Here is a 20,244-nt window from a genome sequence, read left to right on the forward strand (position 1 = left end):
CCGCATTCTTTGCCTTGATGCATGTCGTTATCCCAGAACCGCTGCACACTTTCGGGCGACATGGATCAGAAATTATCCTTGCGCTTGCGGATCTCGGCAAACACCTCGACGTCCGAAGCTTTCTCCATACCGAGATGCTTGCGGATCGCCGGGTCGTGCCAGCGCAGGAACGGATTGGTCGACAGTTCCTCGCCAATGGTCGTCGGCAGCGTCGGCTTGTTGTCGGCGCGCAATGCCTCGACCCTGGCCGCGCGCTGCCTCAGCAGCGGGTTGCCCGGATCGACCGTCACCGCGAAGCGGGCGTTGGCGAGAGTGTATTCGTGGCCGCAATAGATGGCGGTTTCCGCCGGCAGCGCCGCCAGCTTCTTCAGCGATTCATACATCACCGGCGGCTTGCACTCGAACAGGCGGCCGCAACCCAGCGCGAACAAAGTGTCGGCGGTGAACGCCACCTTCGAGGCCGGAAGATGGTAGGAGACATGGCCGGCAGTATGGCCGGGTGTCTCGATGACCTCGATCCGTTCATCGCCAAGGCGCACGACCGAGCCTTGGCTGACTGTCTCATCGATGCCCGGAATCTTTGCCTTCTCGGCTTCCGGGCCGACGACGCGCAATTTGAAGCGCTCCTTCAGCGCCAGATTGGCTTCGACATGGTCGGCATGATGGTGTGTGGTGAGGATCAATGTCGGCGTCCAGCCGGTGCGCTTGATCGCCGCCAGGATCGGCGCTTCTTCCGGCGCGTCGATGATCGCCGTCTCCCCGCTTTTCGGATCGTGAACCAGCACGCCGAAATTGTCGGTGCGGCACATGAACTGCTCGATCTCGACGGCCATCGGCATCTTTCTCCGTTATTGCCGCAGACATAGGGCGACCGGCCGCCGATGTCATCCGCGTTTATCGAACTTGGCGCGTTTATCGAACTTGGCGCGTTTATCGAACTTGGCGCTTTTGTTGAACTTGGCATGTATCGCGGCTACCGTCCCGCGCATGCATTCGGACATCGTCGACCTGCGTTCCTTCTACTCGTCCACGCTCGGCCGCCTGGCCGAGCATTCGATCACCACGGCGCTGTCGTCCATTTGGACGAACGTGCCCAACGAGCGGCTGGTCGGCCTCGGCTATACGCTGCCGTGGCTGGAACGCTTTGGCACCGATGCCGAGCGCGTCTTCGCTTTCATGCCGGCGACGCAGGGCGCCGTGGTGTGGCCGGCGATCGGGCCGGCGGCGACGGCGCTGGTCTTCGACGAGGAATTGCCGCTGGTCGATTCCTGCATCGATCGCGTGCTCCTGGCGCATTCGCTCGAACACGCCGAAAACCCGCGCGAGACGCTGAACGAGATCTGGCGCGTGCTGTCGCCGGCGGGCAGAGTCGTCATCGTCGTGCCCAACCGGCGTGGTGTGTGGGCGCGCTTCGAGCACACGCCCTTCGGCAACGGCCGTCCGTTCTCGCGCGGCCAGCTGACCGAGTTGCTGCGCGAGGCGAACTTCACCCCGGCGACGTGGAGCGATGCGCTGTTCTTCCCGCCGTCGCCGCGGCGGTTCATGATGCGGTTCCACAACGTGCTGGAGCGGGCCGGCCGGCGGTTCTGGCCGATCTTTTCCGGCGTCATCGTCGTCGAGGCGCAAAAGCGGCTCTACCAGGGCGTGCCGGTCGCGCAGCGCGCCTCGCGCCGCGTCTTCGTGCCGGTCTTCTCGCCACAGGGCGCGACGCGGCTTGGCCGGCGGGCGGCCGACGCCGCGCCCGGCCAAGTGACGAGTTCGTGATCGCGGCAGCGCCTTGCATCGCGCGGCGATCGTCACCCTATCTGAGGCATGCTCGATCTGAGCCATGCTCGTTTGGCGCGGCATTCGTGACCGCCGCGGAAATCAGGAATATCCTTCATGGACGACCAGACCAATAAAAAGCCGGCGCCGCAAAGGGCCACTGTCTCGGTCGAGGCAAGCAGCCTCGCCGACCAGGTGGCGACGATCAGGCAGGGGCTCAAGTCCTCGCCGGTGCGCCGGCAGCTTGCCTGGGTCTCGATCGGGATCGTCGCGGTCATCGTCGCAACCTCGATCGGCCAGGTTCTGCTCAACCGCTGGAACCAGCCTTTCTACGATGCGCTGGCGCGGCGCGACATGGCGGACTTCCTGGACCAGCTTCTCGTCTTCGCGATGATCGCCGGCGGGCTTCTGGTGCTCAATATCGGCCAGACCTGGCTCAACCAGATGATCCGGCTGCGGCTGCGCGAGGCGCTGACGCTCGACCTCATCGATCAATGGATGCGTCCGGCGCGAGCCTTCCGGCTGGCCAATGCCGGCGCCATCGGCGTCAATCCCGACCAGCGCATGCAGCAGGACGCCGCCCATTTGTCGGACCTGTCGACGGATCTCGGCGTCGGCCTGCTGCAGTCATTTATCCTGCTCGTCTCCTTCATCGGCGTGCTGTGGGAGCTGTCCTCGGGCTTCGTCTTCCACATCGGCGGCTATTCGCTGGCGATACCGGGCTACATGGTCTGGGCGGCCTTCCTCTATGCCGGCATTGCCTCCTGGCTGAGCTGGCTGGTCGGGCGTCCGCTGATCGGACTCAACAGCGAGCGCTATACCCGCGAAGCGGAGCTGCGCTCCTCGATGGTAAGGGTCAACGAGAATGTCGACGCCATCGCACTCTACCATGGCGAGCCCGATGCCCGGCGCCGGCTCGAGCTTGACCTCGGCATGGTGCTGGTCGCCATGCGGCGCATCTTTACCGCGCAGATCAACCTGTCCTGGGTGACCGACACCTATGGATGGATAACGGTGGTGGCACCCATCCTGGTGGCCTCGCCGGTCTACTTTTCCGGCGACATCTCGTTCGGTGGGCTGATGATGGCGGTCGGCGCCTTCAACCAGGTCCATTCGTCGCTGCGCTGGTTCATCAACAACATCGGCAGCATCGCCGACTGGCGCGCCACGCTGATGCGCGTGGCGGACTTCCGAATCGCGCTCACCGAAACCGACGCGCTGCATGGTACCGAAAAACGCATCCAGTTCGGTGAAAACGCCAATGGCCTGCTGACCTTCGACAAGCTTCAGGTGTCGTCGCCGGAAGGCTGCACCAAGCTTGTCGAGGCGGAGGTCGAAATCCATGCCGGCGAGCGCGTCATGATCACCGGCGAGCCGGGCGCCGGCAAGACTTTGTTCTTCCGCGCCATTGCCGGCCTGTGGCCATGGGGAAGCGGGCGGATCGGCCTGCCGGCAGGCGAGGCTCCGATCTTCGTGCCGCGCGTGCCGTATTTCCCGGCAGGCACCTTGCGCGAGGTTCTCGATCATCCGTACGGGAGGGCCCCAGCCAGCGATGCCGAAATAACGGCGGTGCTTGCCGAGGTTGGCCTTGATCGGCTGTCAGTCGATCTGGACCATCCCGGGCGGTGGGAACGCGAGCTCAGCGATGACGAACAGCGAGCGCTGGCCTTTGCCAGGCTCGCCTTGCGCAAGCCGAACTGGGTGATCATCGACGAAGCCCTCGATGCGTTCGACGGCCCCTCGCTGCGGCGGGTGCTGGCGATGATGGAAAAGCACCTGCCGGGGACCGCCATCCTCAACATCGGACGCGGCCTGCACAACACCCAGTTCTTCCCGCGCGCGCTGAGCATCGTGAAGGACACCGGGGCTCAGGCCTTGAAGCCGGCCCGCGTCCGCGCCGGAGCAATCGAGCCACCACCCATTCTTGCCCGCCGCAAGAAGAAGTAGCTTTATTTTCGCCGCGATCGCCGGGAAGATTCGCTGGGTCGTTCGAGGCTGCCATGCTTGCGAAACTTGGCCTGCTTGCCTGCCTTGCCTGCGCCGCGGCGGTGCCGATGCCAGCGCCAGGCGACGGCGCGCCGGTGGATGTCGAACTCGTGCTTGCCGTCGACATCTCGCAGTCGATGGACGAGGACGAGTTCGCGCTGCAGCGCGCCGGTTATGTCGAGGCGCTGCGCCATCGCGATTTCATCAACGCAGTGCGTTCGGGGACGAACGGGCGCATCGCGCTTGCCTATTTCGAATGGGCAGGGGTGGTGCGCGACGACGGGGTCATTACCTGGCAAATCATCGATGGGGAGGCCAGCGCCAACGCTTTTGCCGACAAGATCGCCTCCCGGCCGTTCCGGAGCTTTCGCGGCACCTCGATCTCGGGCGCGCTGGGCTTCGGTTCCGGGCTTCTGGAGAAAAGCGCTTTTTCGGCCCCCCGCCGGGTCATCGACATATCTGGCGACGGCCCCAACAATACCGGACTGCCCGTCGCCACGACCCGCGACGCCGCTTTGGCCAAAGGCATCGTCATAAACGGCCTGCCAATTCTGATCAGCCCATCGCCGAGTGTCGGCCATCTGGACAGCTACTATGCCGACTGCGTGATAGGCGGTCCAGGATCCTTCGTGCTGCCGATCCATGCGGAGTCCGAGTTCTCGACAGCCATCCGCCGCAAACTCATCCAGGAGGTGAGCGGTCTTGCCGACGCCAAGCCTATTCACATCGACGATACGGCACCCGTCGATTGCCTGCTGGGCGAGCGTCTCCGGCAGCGGTTCTCCGATCCCTATTTTCCGGAACTCGACAAATAGTGCGTTTCACCGTTGCACGGAAACGGTGAAACGCACTATTTCCTTGTTTTTACGCAATTCCGGACGGAAAACCGCTCACACTTTTCCTGGAATTGCTCTAGCAGTCCGTCTCAGACCGCGCGGGCGCCGTATTTGGCGCGGAACTCGTCATAGCAGTCGCGGCGCCAACGCCGGCCGACGACATAACCACGCAGCAGTTGCGGCAGCGAATAGCCGAGCACCCTGGACGAGCGGTTGGCGAGATAGCCGGAAAATGCTTGGTGCAGACGGCCTCTCAAGATATCGGCGATGATCTGGCGCGCGATCATATAGGGCGGAACATCGGGAAAGCGGTCGGCAATATAGGGGTGCTTGTCGATCAGATTGGCATAAGCCTCGACATAGCCGTCGCGGCGGCGGGAGATCGAATCCTCCGAATTGTACTTCTTCCAGTCGATGTCCTCGGACAGCAGAGCACCGCCGCGCTGGGCAAAGCGCAACAGCAATTCGCGGTCCTGCATGCGCGTGATGTCGCTATCGTAGCCGCCGATCGCAAGCAGCGACTCGTGCCTCGCGGTGATCGCCGAGCCTGCGATGAAGATGGTCTGCGAGACCAGGGCTCGCTGCAGTTTGCTTTTGTCGAGAAAGGCGCCGCGATTGATGCATTTGGTGCTGCGGCTCCCCTTCAGCGACAGGAACGAACTGATCAGCACCTCCAGCGAAGGATTCTCGTCAAAGTGCGCCAACGTCTGCTCCAGCCGGTCCGGCAGATAGACATCGTCCGAATCGAGGAAAGTCACCACAGGCGCCCGGGCGCGCTCGATGCCCGCATTGCGCGCGGCATTGGCGCCGCGCCATTTGGCGCCGACATAGATCAGCCTGGGGTCGCGGATTTCAGCAAGCGCGGCGGCCGTTCCGTCCGTCGAACCATCGTCGACCACAATGTGCTCGAAGCGGGTAAGCGTTTGCGCCAGAACGCTTTCCACCGCCCGCACGACCTGGCTGCGCCGATTGTGCGTCGGCGTGATCACTGTGATCAGCGGAACGTCTTCGCTCGACATCGGCCTGCCACTGCCGGTCGGATCTGGCGTTTGTCGGATGGGTCTGATGGCTCACCTTTGATTTGCGGCTGACGCTACAAAAAAGCCGCCTTTGTGTCACGCCGAGCGGGCTGGGAAATGCCGAAACTGGCGGCTTTTCCGCAACATTGCGGTTTGAGGGCAACAGGATCGGCCTTCCCGGTCCGCGGGGCCGTCCGCCGGCAGGCGCGAAAGAGCCGGCCTTGTCTCGATGACGCCTGAGGTAATCGACCGGACTACCTGGCTCCCGCATCGTGATCTCCGCGAGGCCGGCCGATCGGCTTCGACCCATCAAGGAGCAGGATCATGACCGCTTACGCCATTGCCCATATGCGCCAAGTCACGCCGGGTCCCTGGATGATCGAGTATCTTGAGAAGATAGACGCCACGCTGGCGCCATTCGGCGGGCGTTTCATCGTCCATGGCGGCGACGTCGAGGTCGTCGAGAACAGCTGGTCCGGGCACCTGATCGTCATCGAGTTCCCGGACAGGCGGCGTGTGCGGGACTGGTACAAGTCGCCGGCCTATCAGGCGATCCTTTCGCTGCGTACCGAGAATTCGCGGTCCGACGTCATCTTCCCCGACGGCGTCGAACACCCGCACAAGGCCACGGACGTGCTTGGCTAAGCAGGCAGGGTCGCTGTCTAGGTATGCCCGACGTAGTTCGGTATCATTTCGGCCTCGTCGCGAACGAGGCTGGTCGCGAGGCCGAAATGGCCGAAAAACGCCAGCGTGTAGAAGGCCAGGCCGACCATCATTGCAAACGGGATCTGCCACAGCGGCATGCCGGTTTCGGACGCGAGGCTCGTCACGCGTCGGATGGTGCGCCAGGACATTGTTCCCCAGCGTGTAAATGATTTGACCACGCGTTGCGCGCGATTAGGGGAATAGAGCGCGGCATACTTACGGTCGGCATCCCTGCCGGTCACCAGCGCGCGCCAACAAAAGAAACGCCAACCCCGTGGGGGGTAGTGATAGACTCGCGCGTCGGCATGGACGATTTCGTGGCCCTCGCTCCGAAGCTGATGCATCAGCAAAGTGCAGGAGACCTTGAAGCCGTTGTTTCGCGGGAAGGGATGGCCGGCAATCCAGTCGCCCCGGAAGGCGACGTTGTTGGCGTTGATCGCCCGTTTCGCGGCGAATCTCTTGTCTCCCCGAGCCATAGGGAAGAACCAGATCAAGGCGAAGGTTCGCGTGAAGAAGTCATCGTAGAAAAGATAGGTGTAGCCATTGACGCAAACCGTCGCGGGGTCCCGAAACGGGTCGAGCAGGATCGAGAGCCAGTCCGGTTCCGGAACCGTATCGGAGTCCATGAAGATCACGACATCTGCGTCTGTCGCCTGGATGCCGTTGTTCTTGAGTTCGTAATAGCGGCCTTCGGGACAGGCAGCCAGACGGAGCTCGGCCACCTCTTCCAGCCGGGGTGCGTGTCTGTTGATGTGGCTTTGCAGCGACGGCGCGTCCGCGTCGTACCCGGCGTGCGAGATAATGACTTTCGGCCTTGCGAAGCCGGCCGCCGAAACGGAGGCGATTTCATTCGCCAAAGCGGTTAGCCCAACGCGGATCTCATCCCACTCGATCGTCCTGGCGTTTTCCATCTCGATGACGATTGAATAAGTTGGAAGGTTGCCGATCATCGCTGTGTCTTCAAAAGGCTGCCTTAGTTCAGGTCGGTATAGCCGCTACTGTTCGCTGTCAAATGACAGGAACGATAAGCGTTGCTACCGCTTCAACAAAAACACCGCCTGCTGGCCGAAGAAATTCCAGAACCACCAGGGCATCGACAGGCCGATCTTCTGGCCGTTGGCGTCGAGCGCGGTCGCCTTCTCGACGGTCGCGCCAAGCTCCTCGCACAGATTGACGAAGTCGCGGATGGTGCAGAAGTGGATGTTGGGCGTGTCGTACCAGGAATAGGGCAGGTCCTTGGTGACCGGCATCCTGCCCTTGATCAACAGCGAGAAGCGCACGCGCCAGTGACCGAAATTGGGGAAGGAGACGATGGCGCGGTTGCCGATCCTGAGCAGTTCATCGAGCACCACCTTCGGGTTGCGCGTCGCCTGCAGCGTCTGCGACAGCACGACGAAGTCGAAGCCCTTGTCGGCGTAGAATTTCAGATCCGTGTCGGCGTCGCCCTGAATGACTGATAGCCCGCGCGCCACGCATTCGTTGACGCCGCGCTGCGACAGTTCCAGCCCGCGGCCGTCGACCTGCTTGGTCTCCTGCAGCAGTTCCAGGAGCACGCCGTCGCCCGAGCCGACATCGAGCACGCGCGACTTGGCCGGAATGAGATCGGTGACGACTTCGAGGTCGACACGCTGGGCGCGATTGACGCTCATAGGCTGAGCCCCCTGGCGCGGGCGGCTGAGGCGATGAAGCCGTTGATGGCCGCGAACAGCTCCGGCTCGTCGAGCAGGAAGGCGTCATGGCCGCGATCCGTCTCGATCTCGACGAAGGAGACGGAAGCGCCCGCCGCGTTCAAGGCGTGCACGATCGAGCGGCTCTCCTCGGTCGGGAACAGCCAGTCGCTGGTGAAAGAGACCAGGCAAAAACGCGTCCTTGTGCCCGCGAAGGCGTCGGCGAGGCGCCCGCCATGATCGGCGGCAAGGTCGAAATAGTCCATCGCGCGGGTCAGATAGAGGTAGGAATTGGCGTCGAAGCGGTCGACGAAGGTCATGCCCTGGTGGCGCAGATAGCTCTCGATCTGGAAATCGGCGTCGAATCCGAAGGTGAGCGCCTCGCGATCCTGCAGGTTGCGGCCGAACTTGCGGTGGAGCGCCGCTTCCGAAAGATAGGTGATGTGGGCGGCCATGCGCGCGACGGCGAGCCCCTTTTCCGGGCGCTTGCCGAACTCGAGATATTTGCCGCCATGCCAGTCCGGATCGGCCATGACGGCCTGCCGGCCGACCTCATGGAAGGCGATGTTCTGCGAGGAATGGCGGGCGCCGGTGGCGATCGGCAGCGCGCAGAACACCCGCTCCGGATAGCTCGCCGCCCATTCCAGCACCTGCATGCCGCCCATCGAGCCGCCAAGCACGCAAAACAGCTTTTCGATGCCGAAATGATCGACCAGCATGGCCTGCGCGCGCACCATGTCGCGGATGGTGATGATCGGCAGGTCGAGGCCGTAGGGCTTGCCGGTCGCCGGATTGGTCGAGGCCGGGCCGGTCGAGCCGAGGCAGCCGCCGATGACGTTTGCGCAGATGACGAAGAAGCGGTTGGCATCGATGATCTTGCCGGGACCGATCAGCACCTCCCACCAGCCCGGCTTGCCGGTTACCGGGTTGGTGTTGGCAACGTGCTGGTCGCCGGTCAGCGCATGGCAGACGAGGATGGCGTTGGAGCGCGCGTCGTTCAAGCTGCCATAGGTCTGGTAGGCGATCTGGAACGGCGAGAGCAGCGTGCCGGCCTCGAGTTTCAGCGGCTTGTCGGGGCCGAACTGCAGCACCGGGCTCGACGGATGGTCTGCCTCGTCGTTGGTTCTTGCAGTGCGCTGAGCGGCCATGTCCGTCCCCATCCTGTTCCGCATCTGTCTCGTCGCGATGCGGTGTCCGGCCAGCGGCGGACAACAAAAAACCGGCTTGCCGTCGCAAAGCCGGTTACAGGTTGCAAACGGCCCTTTAGCGAGTTGTTTAACGTGGCTGCAAGCCGACCGGCCAAATCACCACGAAGTTCATGGCTCTTCTACGTCTGCGTTGTGCGAACGTCAACGGCGGCGTTCCGATGAGCCCATCTTGCGTAATTTACGTAGATTACGCATATTGCATGACAGATCCGTTTCACTCACTTCACCGGCTCTTTTTATCGGATGGAGGCAGATATGCCACGCAACACTGCGGTTCCGGCCAGTGACTTCGCCCGAAATTTTGCGAAATATCAGGACGAAGCCATCGCCAGGAAGGTCATCAACGTGACCAGTCATGGCCGGATTGTCGGAGCGTATCTCTCTGCCGCCGAGTTCGCGCACTACGAATTGCTGAAGCGCCGGGAGCGCGAAATCCTGATCGTGGGCGACCTCGATGAGGATACGATCGCCTCCATCGAAGCTGCCGAATATGGCGTGGAACCGAAGTGACGCTGCCGGCTCCAAAGCCAGGTCTTGTCATTCGCTATAGTTTTCTTTGGAGTACCGAACATGAGCGGGGCGGTATCGAAGGTACGAAGGATCGCCCCTGCGCGATCGTTGTCGCTACGCCACGCGATGCGGATGGCCACATCCACACCATAGTCGCACCGATTACCCATAGCCCGCCACCGGACAATTCCGCGTCGATCGAGATTCCGCCGGCAGTATGCCGGGCCCTTGGCCTCGACGGCGGCCGGCATTGGCTGCGCCTTGATGAATTGAACCGGTTCCTTTGGCCCGGCTACGATGTTCGACCGCGTTCCGATGGCAGTTACGCCTATGGAATGCTGCCGCCGGCTTTGTTCGAGCAACTGCGCCGAGGGATTTTGCAGCTTCAGCAGACGCGCAAGACCCGGGTTGTCAGCCGCGACGATTGACGCTGTGACCGGCTGAAGCGCGGCGCCGAAACAGATCCGGGCCACGCGCTTCAAACCCTTGTTTTAATGCGTGTCGTTGTCCTAGGAACCGCTGCACACTTCTCGGCGATATGCAGTAGACCTCTCGACATTGCCTGTCACGGCTTGTATTTCCGCTGCGGCCTTTGAAGGCCCTCTCGACGGATTTGTGACATGAAGCAGGATCAGCCCCGTCCGACGCCCCGCGCGGGGATCATGGACATCGAGGCCTATGTGCCGGGAAAAAGCACCGCGCCGGCCGGCGTGACGAAAGTCTACAAGCTGTCGTCGAACGAAAACCCGCTCGGGCCCTCGCCGAAGGCGATCGAGGCCGCGCGCGAGGTGGCGGCGAAGCTCGACGTCTATCCCGACGGCACGGCGCGGCGACTGCGCGAGGCGATCGCCGAGACGCATGGGCTGAACCCAGCGAACATCATCTGCTCCAATGGCTCCGACGAAATCCTGGGGCTTCTGGCACAGACCTACCTCGCGCCCGGCGACGAGGCCGTGTTCACCGAACACGCTTTCATGGTCTACAAGATCTACATCCAGGCGGCGGGCGCCAAGCCGGTGGCGGTGAAGGAAACCGACGAGCGCGCCGATGTCGACGCGATCCTCGCCGCGGTCACGCCTGCGACGCGTATCGTGTTCCTTGCCAATCCGAACAATCCGACCGGCACCTATGTTCCGTTCCAGGAGGTGCGCCGGCTGCACGCGGCTTTGCCGAAGAACGTGCTCCTGGTGCTCGACGCGGCCTATGCCGAATATGTTCGGCGCAACGACTATGAAGCCGGCATCGAGCTCGCCGGCAGCTCGGAGAACGTGGTGATGACCCGCACCTTCTCCAAGCTCGGCCTTGGCGGCGCGCGTATCGGCTGGATGTACGGGTCGGCGCATATCGTCGATGCGATCAACCGCATCCGTGGCCCCTTCAACGTCAACGCCACCGCGATCGAGGCCGGCATCGCCGCGATCCGCGACCGCGCCCATATCGAGCGCAGCGCGGCACATAACGAGAAATGGCTGGCTTGGCTCGGCGCGGAGCTGACCGGGCTTGGCCTGCGCGTCACGCCCAGCGTCGGCAATTTCGTGCTGATCCATTTTCCAGACGATAACAGGCGCTCGGCGGCGGCCGCGGATGATTATCTGAGCGCGCGCGGCTATATCCTGCGCCGCGTCACCGGCTACGGCTTCCCCAACGCGCTGCGCATGAGCGTCGGCACCGAGGAAGCCAATCGCGGTGTCATTGACGCGCTCAAGACCTTCCTGAAAAGCTAGACACCATGGCATCACCGATGTTCGAGAAAATAGCGCTGGTCGGCATCGGCCTGATCGGCTCGTCGCTGGCCCGCGTCATCCGCCGCGAGGGCCTCGCCAGGCACATCGCCATCGCAACGCGCAGCGCCTCGACTCTGAAGCGAGCCGAGGAGTTGGGCCTTGGCGATTCCTATACGACCGATGCCAGGGAAGCGGTGCGCGACGCCGATCTCGTCATCGTCTCGGTGCCGGTCGGCTCGTCCGGCGAGGTCGCGGCCGAGATCGCGCCGGCGCTGAAGAAAGGCGCCATCCTCACCGATGTCGGCTCGACCAAGGCCTCCGTCATCGCGCAGATGCAACCGCATGTGCCGGAAGGCGTGCACTTCATCCCCGGACATCCGCTGGCCGGCACGGAAAAGTCCGGACCCGATGCCGGCTTCGCCGATCTCTTCGAGAACCGCTGGTGCATCTTCACGCCGCTGCCGGGCACCGACCCCGCCGCGCTCGACACGCTTTCGGAATTCTGGCGCCGCTGCGGCTCCAACATCGACACGATGGACCCGCAGCATCACGACATGACCTTGGCGATCGTGTCGCACCTGCCGCATATCATCGCCTACAACATCGTCGGCACGGCGGATGACCTGGAAGCGGTGACCAAGAGCGAAGTCATCAAATATTCCGCCTCCGGTTTTCGCGATTTCACCCGCCTTGCCGCCTCCGACCCGACCATGTGGCGGGACGTGTGCCTGCACAACAAGGACGCGATCCTGGAGATGCTGGCGCGTTTCTCGGAGGACCTGGCCTCGCTGCAGCGGGCGATCCGTTGGGGCGACGGCGAAAAACTGTTCGACCTCTTCACCCGCACGCGCGCTATCCGCCGCTCGATCATCGAGGCCGGCCAGGACATCGATGTGCCGGATTTTGGCCGGCAGGCCATCGAACATCCCAAAGGGAACTGATATTCAGGTGAGGCCGGCCTGCAAATGACGGCTTTCTGCGCTTCCGGTGCTCACGTACGAAAAGTACGCTCCGCTCCGGTTCTCGAAATCCGCCATTTTCGACTCGGCCTGACCTGAATCTCAGCTCCCTTCGCCTTCCCGGGCTGGCGGCCAGTGCGCCGCCATCATGGCCAGCGTCTCGGCCCTGTCCGGCGCGCCGAGGCGGCCGCCGAAGCGCTGGCATTTGAGCGCGGCGGCGGCGCTGGCAAAGCGCAGGGCCTCTTCCATCGGCATGGCCTCGGCGAGACCGACGGCAAAGGCGCCGTGGAAGACGTCGCCGGCGGCGAGCGTGTCGACGGCCTTGACCTTCGGCGCCTCGACATGGCGCACGCGCCCGGTTGCCCGGTCATGCCACCAGGTTCCGGCCGCGCCCCCGGTCACGGCGACAAAGGCGTCGGTGCGCGAGGCGAGATCGGCGCAAGCGCTTTCAGGGTCCAGCGCGTGGCCGCAGACGATGCGCGCCGCAGGCTCCGACGCGACGATATGCGAGGCCAACGGCAAGAGCCGCTCCAGCACCTCGACGGGCGCGGTGTCGGCATCAAGGATCGCCGGGCGGCCGATCGATCTCGCCGCGCTCAAGGCGAGCGCCGCGGCGCCAGGCCAGCGGACATCGACCAACACGGCATCGAAGGCGGAGAGGTCGGCGAGCGGTAGTGCCTCGGGATCGGCCTGCGCCGTTTTGTCGTAGAAGGGGACGATGATGCGCTCGCCATGCGCATCCACCACGATCGCGGCCAGCGCCGATCGCGCGCCGGGAACGCGGCGGATTAGGCTGCAGTCGACGCCTTCGGCTTGAATATCGGCGATCAACTGGTCGCCGACCGGATCGTCGCCCGCGCTTGCCCATAGCGAGACCTCGGCTCCGAGGCGATGCGCGGCGCAGGCGGCGCTGGTCGCCATGCCGGAGGCGATCTGAACGCCGTCGCTGGCGATGAACTTGCCCTGATGCGCGGGCAGCGTCTCGACGCGGAGAATGGTGTCGAGGGTGAAGGCGCCGACGCTGAGCAGTCTGACCGGCTTCGCCATCGCTGCGTTATTCCAACGGCTTGATCTTGCCGAGCGGGATGAAGCCGAGCGAGGCCTTGCCCTTGACGACCCTCAGCGGCAAGGACGGTTCCTTACCAAGCATGGCGATGGCGGCGAAACCCTGCTCGATTTCGCTTTTATGCTCCGGAACCGCGCCGGCCAGGATGGCTGCCACCGCCTTGGGATCCTTGAGCTTGATCATCAGGCTTGCGTCGACCAGACCTTCCGCGTCGACGGAGACCGGTCCGGACACGGTGATGCGCGCCGTACCCGACGACAGGTCGAGCCTGTCGATGTCAATCGACTGGCCGCGCAGGCTCTTCGGGGGTGTCGCGATCAACGCCACGCCGTTCTTCAGCGTCACGTCGCCGCTGCCGTCCAGCGCCGGCAGCACGCGTCCGTCGATTGCATCCGCGTTGATCTCCAGATCAGCGAAGCTGCCGACATAGTTGATGTCCTGGCCGGCCGGCTGCAATTGCCCGGCCGCCTTGCCGGCGCTGAACAACTGCATCGGATCGGTGTCATCCTGCGGATCGGTCTGGCCGTTGAGCCCTTCGGCCCGCAGCGAGACACTGCGCGGCAGCGGCCACCACACTTTGACATTGGCCTGCAGCTGGTCCCAGTCGATCCAGAGCGGCGGCATGCCGGGCGCCATCGTCCGCAGCGGCCCGCGCAGGTCGGCGACCGTCGACAAGGGGCCGGTGATCGCGGCGACGGCATTGAAGCTTCCGGTGGAAGCGGCGACTTTCCGGGCGTCGTCCTCGTAAGCGATGTTGTCGCAGGAGACCGTGAAGCTCATCGGGTAGCCGCTGACGGTGAGATTGGCGCAGCCGGCGGCGATGCCCTTGCTGCCCAGCCGCGCCACCGCCTGGTCGGCTTCGGTCTTGAGCCTTTCGGCGAGATAGAACCAGCCGCCACTGTAGATGGCGAACAGCACGACGATCAACGCCGCGAGCCAAAGCAGCCGGCGGCGGGGTTTGGGCGATTGCTCGTCACTTGACGTCATGCTGCGGCTCTCGTTAACCCCGGCGTGCAGGCATTTACTCTCACGCAAACAAGCGGAAGAAGCACCTTCCGGTGCGGTGTCGTTCACTCGAATGCGATCAGGCTTGGCGATATGGGCGATTTTTGGGTTTTTGGCTATGGGTCGCTGATCTGGCGGCCCGGATTCGCCCATGTCGAGACGCGCCGCGCCCGGCTCTACGGCTATCGCCGCTCGCTTTGCGTCTATTCCTTCGTGCATCGCGGCACGCGCGAACGGCCGGGCCTGGTGCTCGGCCTCGACCGAGGCGGCTCCTGCATCGGCCTCGCCTACCGCGTTCCCGGCAATCTGCGCGACGAGGTGCTTTCCTATCTGCGTGAACGCGAGCTGGTGACCAGCGTCTATCTCGAACGCGTGCTCGCTGTCCGGCTGGGCAAGGACGGGGAAGGAGAGGGCGGTTCGGTCGAGGCGGTCGCCTACATCGTCGACCGGCAGCATGAGCAATATGCCGGCGCGCTCGATGCCGATCACGCGGCAAGGATCGTTCGCGGCGCCGTCGGCCAGTCAGGCCGGAACGAGGATTATGTGCTGAGCACGCTCGATCATCTCGAGGCGCTCGGCATCCGCGATCATTGGCTGGAGGAAGTGGGCCGCAAGGTCGCACCTTCGTGAAGACCTTTTTGTTTACGCAATTCCGGACGCAAGGCTACGGCGAAGCCGCCAAGCCTGACCGCGCCGCACTTTTGCTGGAATCGCTCTGGTCCGATCAAAAAGCAAAACCATGCCTTTGACCTCGGCCGGGCACGACCTAGCTTAGCGGCGACCCTCCCCTGGGCATCAGGCCCGTTCCATCACGGAGATCAGCCTTGCAAAAACGCCGTCTCGGTCGCACCGAACTATCCATCGCGCCTCTGGTCCTGGGCGGCAACGTCTTCGGCTGGACCGCCGACGAGAAGACCTCCTTCGACCTGCTCGACCGGTTCGTCGGCGCCGGCCTGAACGCCATCGATACGGCCGATTCCTATTCGCGCTGGGTCCCCGGCAACAAGGGCGGCGAATCGGAAACCATCATCGGCAACTGGATGAAGAGCCGCGGCAACCGGGATGAGATCATCGTCATCACCAAGGTCGGTTCCGATATGGGCCAGGGCAAGCGCGACCTCTCCGCCGCCTATATCGAAAAGGCGGTCGACGCTTCGCTGAAGCGGCTGCAGGTCGATGTCATCGACCTCTATCTGTCGCATTGGCCTGATCCGACCACGCCTTATGAAGAAACGCTCGGCGCCTATCAGCGGCTGCTCGAAAAGGGCAAGATCCGCTATCCCGGCTGCTCCAATCTCGATGCCGGCCAGTTGCGCGCGGCGCTCGACGTGGCCAGCCTGCGTAGCCTGCCGCGCTACGAGGTCCTGCAGCCTGAATACAATTTGTACGACCGCTCGTCGCTAGACGGCCCGCTGCTCGACCTTTGCAAAGCGGAGGATATCGGCGTCATCACCTATTTCAGCCTGGCCAAGGGATTTTTGAGCGGCAAATACCGCAGCAAGGCCGATCTCGGCCAAAGCGCGCGCGGCGAGGGTGTTGCCGGCTACCTCAACGAGCGCGGCATGCGCATCCTTTCCGCGCTCGATGCCGTGGCGGAGCGCCATTCGGCCAAGCAGGCGGAAGTGGCGCTGGCCTGGATCATCGCGAGGCCGGGCATCACCGCCCCGATCGCCAGCGCCACCAGGCCGGCCCAGATAGACAGCCTGATCCGCGCCGCATCGCTCAAGCTTTCGGCGGATGATGTCGCGGCATTGGACCGGGCCAGCTCGTAAGGCTTGTTGATCTTCGGGTGAGGCCGGCCTGACCCGAATCTCAACAAGCCTTAACGCAGTCAATGCACTCGCACGATCGTCCAAGACGGCCATGACGGTCCCTCCTAAATCCTGTGGCATCGCGGCAGGAGGAGATTCGGCATGGCTGGTAGTGTTCTGGGCGCGGCACAGGCTTGGCAGCAAGTGCTGGCGCTTGTGGTGGCCGCCACGGTCGTCATGGGCAGTCCGGGACCGGCGACGATCAGTGTGACCGCGGTCGGCGCGGCGTTCGGACTGCGCCCTTCGCTGGGTTACACCTCGGGCGTAGTGCTTGGCACGATCGCGGTGCTTCTGGCGGTGGCGGCCGGGATTTTCGGGATATTGACCTCGGTGCCGGGAGTGGCGCCGGTGCTGGCGATCCTGTCGGCCGCCTACATCCTTTATCTCGCCTTCAAAATAGCGACCGCGCCGCCTTTGGCCGAGCGCGGGAGCATGGCGACGAAGCCCGATTTTCTCGGCGGCTTCATGCTCGCCGTCGCCAATCCGAAAGCCTATGTGGCGATTGCCGCGGTTTTCGCCGGCGCCGCGTCGCAGGCCGATCCGCTCGGCGTTTCCACAAGGCTGCTGGTGCTTGCCGCGATGATCGTCGCCATCCATGTGGTCTGGCTGCTTGCCGGAACGGCTTTCGCGCGCTTCCTTCGCCATCCGCTGGCGTCGCGGATCATCAATCTGGTGTTTGCCGCTACACTAGTGCTGACGACGCTGCTCGCGGCGCTGCGGTAGCGGGTCAGGACTTCGCGGATACGCCGAGCTCAGCCAGCCGCTTCACCGCCGTCGGCGGCATGGGCGGCGGGTTCGGCGCCTGCGCGGCCTCGATAAGCATCTGGTCGCAGGCGGCCTCGGTCTCGCCGATCAGCCGCCGCATGAACTCCTCCTTGCCGAGCCCTGGCGGGATCGGCGGCAGGAAGCGGGCCTTGATGGTGCCGGGATAGCGCAGGAACTTGCGGCGCGGCCAGTAGAGGCCGGCGACATGGGCGACCGGCACCACGGGCACGCCCAGTTGCGAATAGATCTCGACGATGCCGTATTTGTAGGAGGGCTCGGCGCCCGGCGGGCGGCGCGTGCCTTCAGGATAGATGATGAGCTGGCGCGGATTGCGGTCCATCTCCTGCCTGGTCGCGACGACGACCGCCTTCAGCGCTTTCGAACGGCTGCCGCGGTCGACCGGGATCATGCGCATCTTCATGATGTACCAGCCGAAGAAAGGGATCCAGGTCAGCTCGCGCTTAAGGATGTAGAGCGCGTCGTCGAGATAGGGGAAGAAGGCGATCGCGTCCCAGAAGGACTGGTGCTTCGGCGCCAGGATGAAGGACCCTTCCGGCAGGTTCTCGACACCTGAGATCTCACTCTTCGTCGCGGCGATCTTCTCATAGAGCCACATCGAGGTGCGCGACCAGAATTTCGGCACGAACCAGGCGCGGTGGCGCGGCGACAGGAAATAGAAAGGCGTCCAGAGGATCATCTGGACGATCAGGCTGAGATAGAAGACGAGGTTGAACGCCAGCGAGCGGATGATGAGCATGCAAGGGGCCCGTGAGGAAGTGTGCGTTGGTTACACCAAGCGGCGGCAAAAAGGAAACGGCGCGGTGGTCGAATCTGTTTCTACAACGACCGCGCCAGCCGCTCCTTGAGGCGCGGCGCTGCAAAAACGAGGAAGGCGCGCAGTTTCACCGGCAGCCGGCCCTGGCCGGCATGAACCAGGCTCACCGGCCAGGGCGGGGGCTCGAACGGCTCCAGCACCACCCGCAACGCGCCGGCGCGCACCGCGGCATCCGCCTGGTAGGAGAGCACCTTCGTCAGGCCGAGCCCGGCAATGGCGGCATCGATCGCCGCCTCGGCGGTGTTGACCTGAAGGCGCGAGCGGACCGGGATCGTGGTTTCGGTCTTGCCTGTCCCGAAACTCCACGTCGCGGGAGCGGCGAGGCCTTCGAAGGTGACGCAGTTGTGGCCCGCAAGCTCCGGCGGTCGCTCCGGCGTGCCATGCATGGCGAGATAGGCGGGGCTTGCGCAGACGATGCGGCGGATCGAGCCGACGCGGATCGCGACCATGGCCGAGTCCGGCAGCTCGCCGATGCGCAGGGCCAAATCGATATGCTCCTCGACCAGTTGGGTGATCCGATCCGACAAGGTCAGGCGGATATCCACTTGCGGGTACAAGGCGAGAAAGTCGGTGATCACCGGCAGCACATGCAGGCGGCCGAAGACGATCGGCGCGGTGATGACCAGCTCGCCGGTCGGGCTCGAATATTCGCCGGCAGCGGTGCGCTCGGCCTCGTTCACCTCGTCGAGAATGCGGCGGCAGGCGATGACATAGGACTGGCCGGCATCGGTCAGCGTCAGGCGCCGAGTCGAGCGGTTGAGCAGACGTGTCCCCAAGTGCTTCTCCAGCTCGGAGAGTTTTCTGCTGACGGTCGCCAGAGGCACGCCTGTGCGCCGCGCGGCGGCGGATAGGCTGCCGGCCTCCACAGTGGCGACGAACAGGGACATGGCGTCAAGGCGATCCATCACTCTTCCGAAATCTGGAAGGATGGGTTGCAGATATGCCATCTACATCCGATTTTCGGAAGGGGCTATTTAACCTGCGATCCTGTCTGAGGAGCGCCAACATGAATGATTTCACCAGCGATGTCGCCTTCACCCCCACGGTCAAGGCGATCCAGTCACGCAAGGGATCGCGCGATTCCTATGCGCGCGTCGAGCAGCGCGGCGGCTGGCGCGCCACGATCACGCCGGACCTTGCCGCCTTCATCGAGGCGCAGTCCAGCGCGTTCCTGGCGACGGCAAATGCCGAAGGCCAGCCTTACATCCAGCATCGTGGCGGGCCGGCCGGCTTCCTCAAGGTGCTGGACGAGCACACGATCGGCTTCGCGGATTTCTCCGGGAACAGGCAGTTCATCACCCAGGGCAACCTGCAGGATAACGACCAGGCCTTCCTGTTCCTCATCGACTATATGCTGCGACAGCGCATCAAGGTCTGGGGCAGGGCACGGGTCGTCGAAAATGACCCGGAGCTGACGGCGAAGCTGATGCCGGCGGATTACAAGGCGCGGCCGGAGCAGGCGATCCTGTTCACGGTCACAGCCTGGGATGCCAATTGCCCGCAGCATATCCCGCAGCGTTTCGAGGCGGCGGATGTCGCGGCCGCACTTGCCGAGCGCGACCGGCGCATCGCCGGCCTGGAGCAGGAGATTGCCCGCTTGCGCGAGAGTGCGGCGGCTGGGCTTTAGTTCTTCACCATGGTCGATGCTTCCGCCAGCGTGACGCCCTCGGGCGTTGCGCGAAGCGGCAGGAAGCCCCGCGCCAGCGACAGCACATATTTGCTGTATTCGGTGAGCAGCACACGCAGCGCCTCCGGCTTGGTCAGCCAGTTCCCGTTGCCCAGATTGGTGTTGACCACCGGATAGGGTTCGAGGCGCGCGCCATGCAGCAGCCGGCCCATCTCGAGCAGGCTGCGCGGCATATGGTAATTGTTGGTGACGATGATGATGCTGCCATAGGCGTGGTTTTCCACCCATTTGGCGCTTTCCTCGGCATTGCCGATGGTGTCGAGCGCGGCGCGGTCGATATCGACGCAGCAGGAGAAGAGCTGCTTGTCGCCGCCCATTGCCGCCTGCAGCTGGCGCTTGGTGGCTGAAGGATGGACGCCGCTGATCAGCAGCCGTTCGCCCTTGCCTGAGGCCAGAAGGTCCATGGCGGCGTCGAGCCGCGACTGTCCGCCGGTGAGCACGATGATGGCATCGGCCCTGGCCGGATCGGTCGGGGTCGTCATATGGCTGACCTTGTCGGCGAACCAGCCGAAGCCGCCGGCAAAAAGCACCAGCAAGGCGAGAGCGACGAAACCGCAGATGCGCAGGGCGAGCCGCAGACGACCGAACCCGGCAGGGGCGGCGGCGCGGGCACGCACCGCCGGCATCCGTCCAGCCGTCTCGATCTGCTCCCGCGCTTCCATCATCCCCAGGTTAATCCTGAAAGCTTCTAATGGTT

Annotated in this window: 22 protein-coding genes and 1 riboswitch; of the genes, 12 read left to right on the forward strand and 10 right to left on the reverse strand. The window is 63.9% G+C overall.

The genetic code is table 11. From position 1 onward, the window contains the following. Nucleotides 1–65: 65 nt before the first annotated feature. A complete protein-coding gene (gene gloB, locus CK230_RS09320; RefSeq protein ID WP_095817003.1) occupies nucleotides 66–833 on the reverse strand; it encodes a hydroxyacylglutathione hydrolase in 768 nt (255 codons plus the stop codon). Nucleotides 834–987: 154 nt separating this feature from the next. On the opposite strand from gloB, the gene CK230_RS09325 reads away from it, so the two are divergent. The 3 genes from CK230_RS09325 (at nucleotide 988) to CK230_RS09335 (ending at nucleotide 4,565) form a co-directional block, all read left to right on the forward strand. Next, complete coding sequence (locus CK230_RS09325; protein WP_095816863.1) at nucleotides 988–1,764, forward strand: methyltransferase domain-containing protein; 777 nt, start codon at nucleotides 988–990, stop codon at nucleotides 1,762–1,764. Nucleotides 1,765–1,881: 117 nt separating this feature from the next. Beyond that, on the forward strand, nucleotides 1,882–3,711 hold the full coding sequence (locus tag CK230_RS09330; protein ID WP_095816864.1) for an ABC transporter ATP-binding protein/permease: 1,830 nt from the start codon (nucleotides 1,882–1,884) through the stop codon (nucleotides 3,709–3,711). 53 nt (nucleotides 3,712–3,764) lie between these two features. After that, nucleotides 3,765–4,565, forward strand: coding sequence for a DUF1194 domain-containing protein (locus CK230_RS09335; RefSeq protein ID WP_095816865.1), 801 nt, complete (start codon nucleotides 3,765–3,767; stop codon nucleotides 4,563–4,565). A 110-nt stretch (nucleotides 4,566–4,675) separates the two neighbouring features. Here the strand turns inward: CK230_RS09335 and CK230_RS09340 are convergent, their stop codons facing one another. Beyond that, nucleotides 4,676–5,605 carry a glycosyltransferase family A protein gene (locus CK230_RS09340; RefSeq protein ID WP_095816866.1) on the reverse strand — a complete coding sequence of 310 codons (930 nt, stop codon included), beginning with the start codon at nucleotides 5,603–5,605 and terminating at the stop codon, nucleotides 4,676–4,678. 324 nt (nucleotides 5,606–5,929) lie between these two features. On the opposite strand from CK230_RS09340, the gene CK230_RS09345 reads away from it, so the two are divergent. Beyond that, nucleotides 5,930–6,250, forward strand: a complete 321-nt coding sequence (locus CK230_RS09345) for a DUF1330 domain-containing protein (RefSeq protein WP_095816867.1) — start codon at nucleotides 5,930–5,932, stop codon at nucleotides 6,248–6,250. Between the two features lie 17 nt (nucleotides 6,251–6,267). Here the strand turns inward: CK230_RS09345 and CK230_RS09350 are convergent, their stop codons facing one another. From CK230_RS09350 to CK230_RS09360, 3 genes are all read right to left on the reverse strand, one after another. Next, nucleotides 6,268–7,260: a glycosyltransferase gene (locus tag CK230_RS09350; RefSeq protein ID WP_095816868.1), complete on the reverse strand. Its 993-nt coding sequence runs from the start codon at nucleotides 7,258–7,260 to the stop codon at nucleotides 6,268–6,270. A gap of 84 nt (nucleotides 7,261–7,344) precedes the next feature. Next, on the reverse strand, nucleotides 7,345–7,959 hold the full coding sequence (gene metW, locus CK230_RS09355) for a methionine biosynthesis protein MetW (RefSeq protein ID WP_095816869.1): 615 nt from the start codon (nucleotides 7,957–7,959) through the stop codon (nucleotides 7,345–7,347). Continuing rightward, nucleotides 7,956–9,125, reverse strand: coding sequence for a homoserine O-acetyltransferase (locus CK230_RS09360; RefSeq protein ID WP_095816870.1), 1,170 nt, complete (start codon nucleotides 9,123–9,125; stop codon nucleotides 7,956–7,958). Before CK230_RS09360 ends, metW begins: the two co-directional genes overlap by 4 nt. Before the next feature lie 95 nt (nucleotides 9,126–9,220). Continuing rightward, nucleotides 9,221–9,298, reverse strand: a riboswitch (SAM riboswitch). 142 nt (nucleotides 9,299–9,440) lie between these two features. Between CK230_RS09360 and CK230_RS09365 the strand changes: the two genes are divergently transcribed. From CK230_RS09365 to CK230_RS09380, 4 genes are all read left to right on the forward strand, one after another. Then, nucleotides 9,441–9,695 (forward strand): hypothetical protein, encoded by a 255-nt coding sequence (locus CK230_RS09365; RefSeq protein WP_095817004.1) that lies wholly within the window; start codon nucleotides 9,441–9,443, stop codon nucleotides 9,693–9,695. Then, complete coding sequence (locus CK230_RS09370; protein ID WP_095816871.1) at nucleotides 9,692–10,123, forward strand: hypothetical protein; 432 nt, start codon at nucleotides 9,692–9,694, stop codon at nucleotides 10,121–10,123. The genes CK230_RS09365 and CK230_RS09370 overlap by 4 nt, the downstream gene beginning before the upstream one ends. Before the next feature lie 192 nt (nucleotides 10,124–10,315). After that, a complete protein-coding gene (hisC, locus tag CK230_RS09375; protein WP_095816872.1) occupies nucleotides 10,316–11,419 on the forward strand; it encodes a histidinol-phosphate transaminase in 1,104 nt (367 codons plus the stop codon). A 5-nt stretch (nucleotides 11,420–11,424) separates the two neighbouring features. Further along, nucleotides 11,425–12,360 (forward strand): prephenate/arogenate dehydrogenase family protein, encoded by a 936-nt coding sequence (locus tag CK230_RS09380; protein WP_176480056.1) that lies wholly within the window; start codon nucleotides 11,425–11,427, stop codon nucleotides 12,358–12,360. 120 nt (nucleotides 12,361–12,480) lie between these two features. On the opposite strand, the gene CK230_RS09385 is transcribed toward CK230_RS09380, so the two are convergent. Then, the gene (locus tag CK230_RS09385) at nucleotides 12,481–13,425 is read right to left on the reverse strand and encodes a sugar kinase (RefSeq protein ID WP_095816874.1); all 945 of its coding nucleotides are present in this window, start codon (nucleotides 13,423–13,425) and stop codon (nucleotides 12,481–12,483) included. Nucleotides 13,426–13,432: 7 nt separating this feature from the next. Further along, a complete protein-coding gene (locus tag CK230_RS09390) occupies nucleotides 13,433–14,431 on the reverse strand; it encodes a DUF2125 domain-containing protein (protein WP_095816875.1) in 999 nt (332 codons plus the stop codon). Nucleotides 14,432–14,542: 111 nt separating this feature from the next. On the opposite strand from CK230_RS09390, the gene CK230_RS09395 reads away from it, so the two are divergent. The 3 genes from CK230_RS09395 to CK230_RS09405 all read left to right on the forward strand — a co-directional run bounded on the left by CK230_RS09395 (nucleotide 14,543) and on the right by CK230_RS09405 (nucleotide 16,983). Next, nucleotides 14,543–15,079 (forward strand): gamma-glutamylcyclotransferase, encoded by a 537-nt coding sequence (locus CK230_RS09395; protein ID WP_095816876.1) that lies wholly within the window; start codon nucleotides 14,543–14,545, stop codon nucleotides 15,077–15,079. Between the two features lie 194 nt (nucleotides 15,080–15,273). Beyond that, nucleotides 15,274–16,221, forward strand: a complete 948-nt coding sequence (locus CK230_RS09400; RefSeq protein ID WP_095816877.1) for an aldo/keto reductase — start codon at nucleotides 15,274–15,276, stop codon at nucleotides 16,219–16,221. A 141-nt stretch (nucleotides 16,222–16,362) separates the two neighbouring features. Beyond that, nucleotides 16,363–16,983: a LysE family transporter gene (locus CK230_RS09405; protein ID WP_095816878.1), complete on the forward strand. Its 621-nt coding sequence runs from the start codon at nucleotides 16,363–16,365 to the stop codon at nucleotides 16,981–16,983. 4 nt (nucleotides 16,984–16,987) lie between these two features. Here CK230_RS09405 and CK230_RS09410 read toward each other — a convergent pair whose 3' ends face one another. Both CK230_RS09410 and CK230_RS09415 read right to left on the reverse strand, forming a co-directional pair. Further along, nucleotides 16,988–17,782 carry a 1-acyl-sn-glycerol-3-phosphate acyltransferase gene (locus CK230_RS09410; protein WP_095816879.1) on the reverse strand — a complete coding sequence of 265 codons (795 nt, stop codon included), beginning with the start codon at nucleotides 17,780–17,782 and terminating at the stop codon, nucleotides 16,988–16,990. A gap of 80 nt (nucleotides 17,783–17,862) precedes the next feature. Beyond that, nucleotides 17,863–18,765, reverse strand: a complete 903-nt coding sequence (locus CK230_RS09415; protein ID WP_095816880.1) for a LysR family transcriptional regulator — start codon at nucleotides 18,763–18,765, stop codon at nucleotides 17,863–17,865. A gap of 101 nt (nucleotides 18,766–18,866) precedes the next feature. Here CK230_RS09415 and CK230_RS09420 point away from each other — a divergent pair, with 101 nt between their 5' ends. Continuing rightward, nucleotides 18,867–19,487, forward strand: a complete 621-nt coding sequence (locus tag CK230_RS09420; RefSeq protein WP_095816881.1) for a pyridoxamine 5'-phosphate oxidase family protein — start codon at nucleotides 18,867–18,869, stop codon at nucleotides 19,485–19,487. On the opposite strand, the gene CK230_RS09425 is transcribed toward CK230_RS09420, so the two are convergent. Next, nucleotides 19,484–20,212, reverse strand: a complete 729-nt coding sequence (locus CK230_RS09425) for a YdcF family protein (RefSeq protein ID WP_095816882.1) — start codon at nucleotides 20,210–20,212, stop codon at nucleotides 19,484–19,486. The two genes, CK230_RS09420 and CK230_RS09425, sit on opposite strands and share 4 nt — an antisense overlap. Nucleotides 20,213–20,244 lie beyond the last annotated feature (32 nt).

This window comes from Mesorhizobium sp. WSM3859, from assembly GCF_002295065.1.
GTDB lineage: Bacteria > Pseudomonadota > Alphaproteobacteria > Rhizobiales > Rhizobiaceae > Mesorhizobium.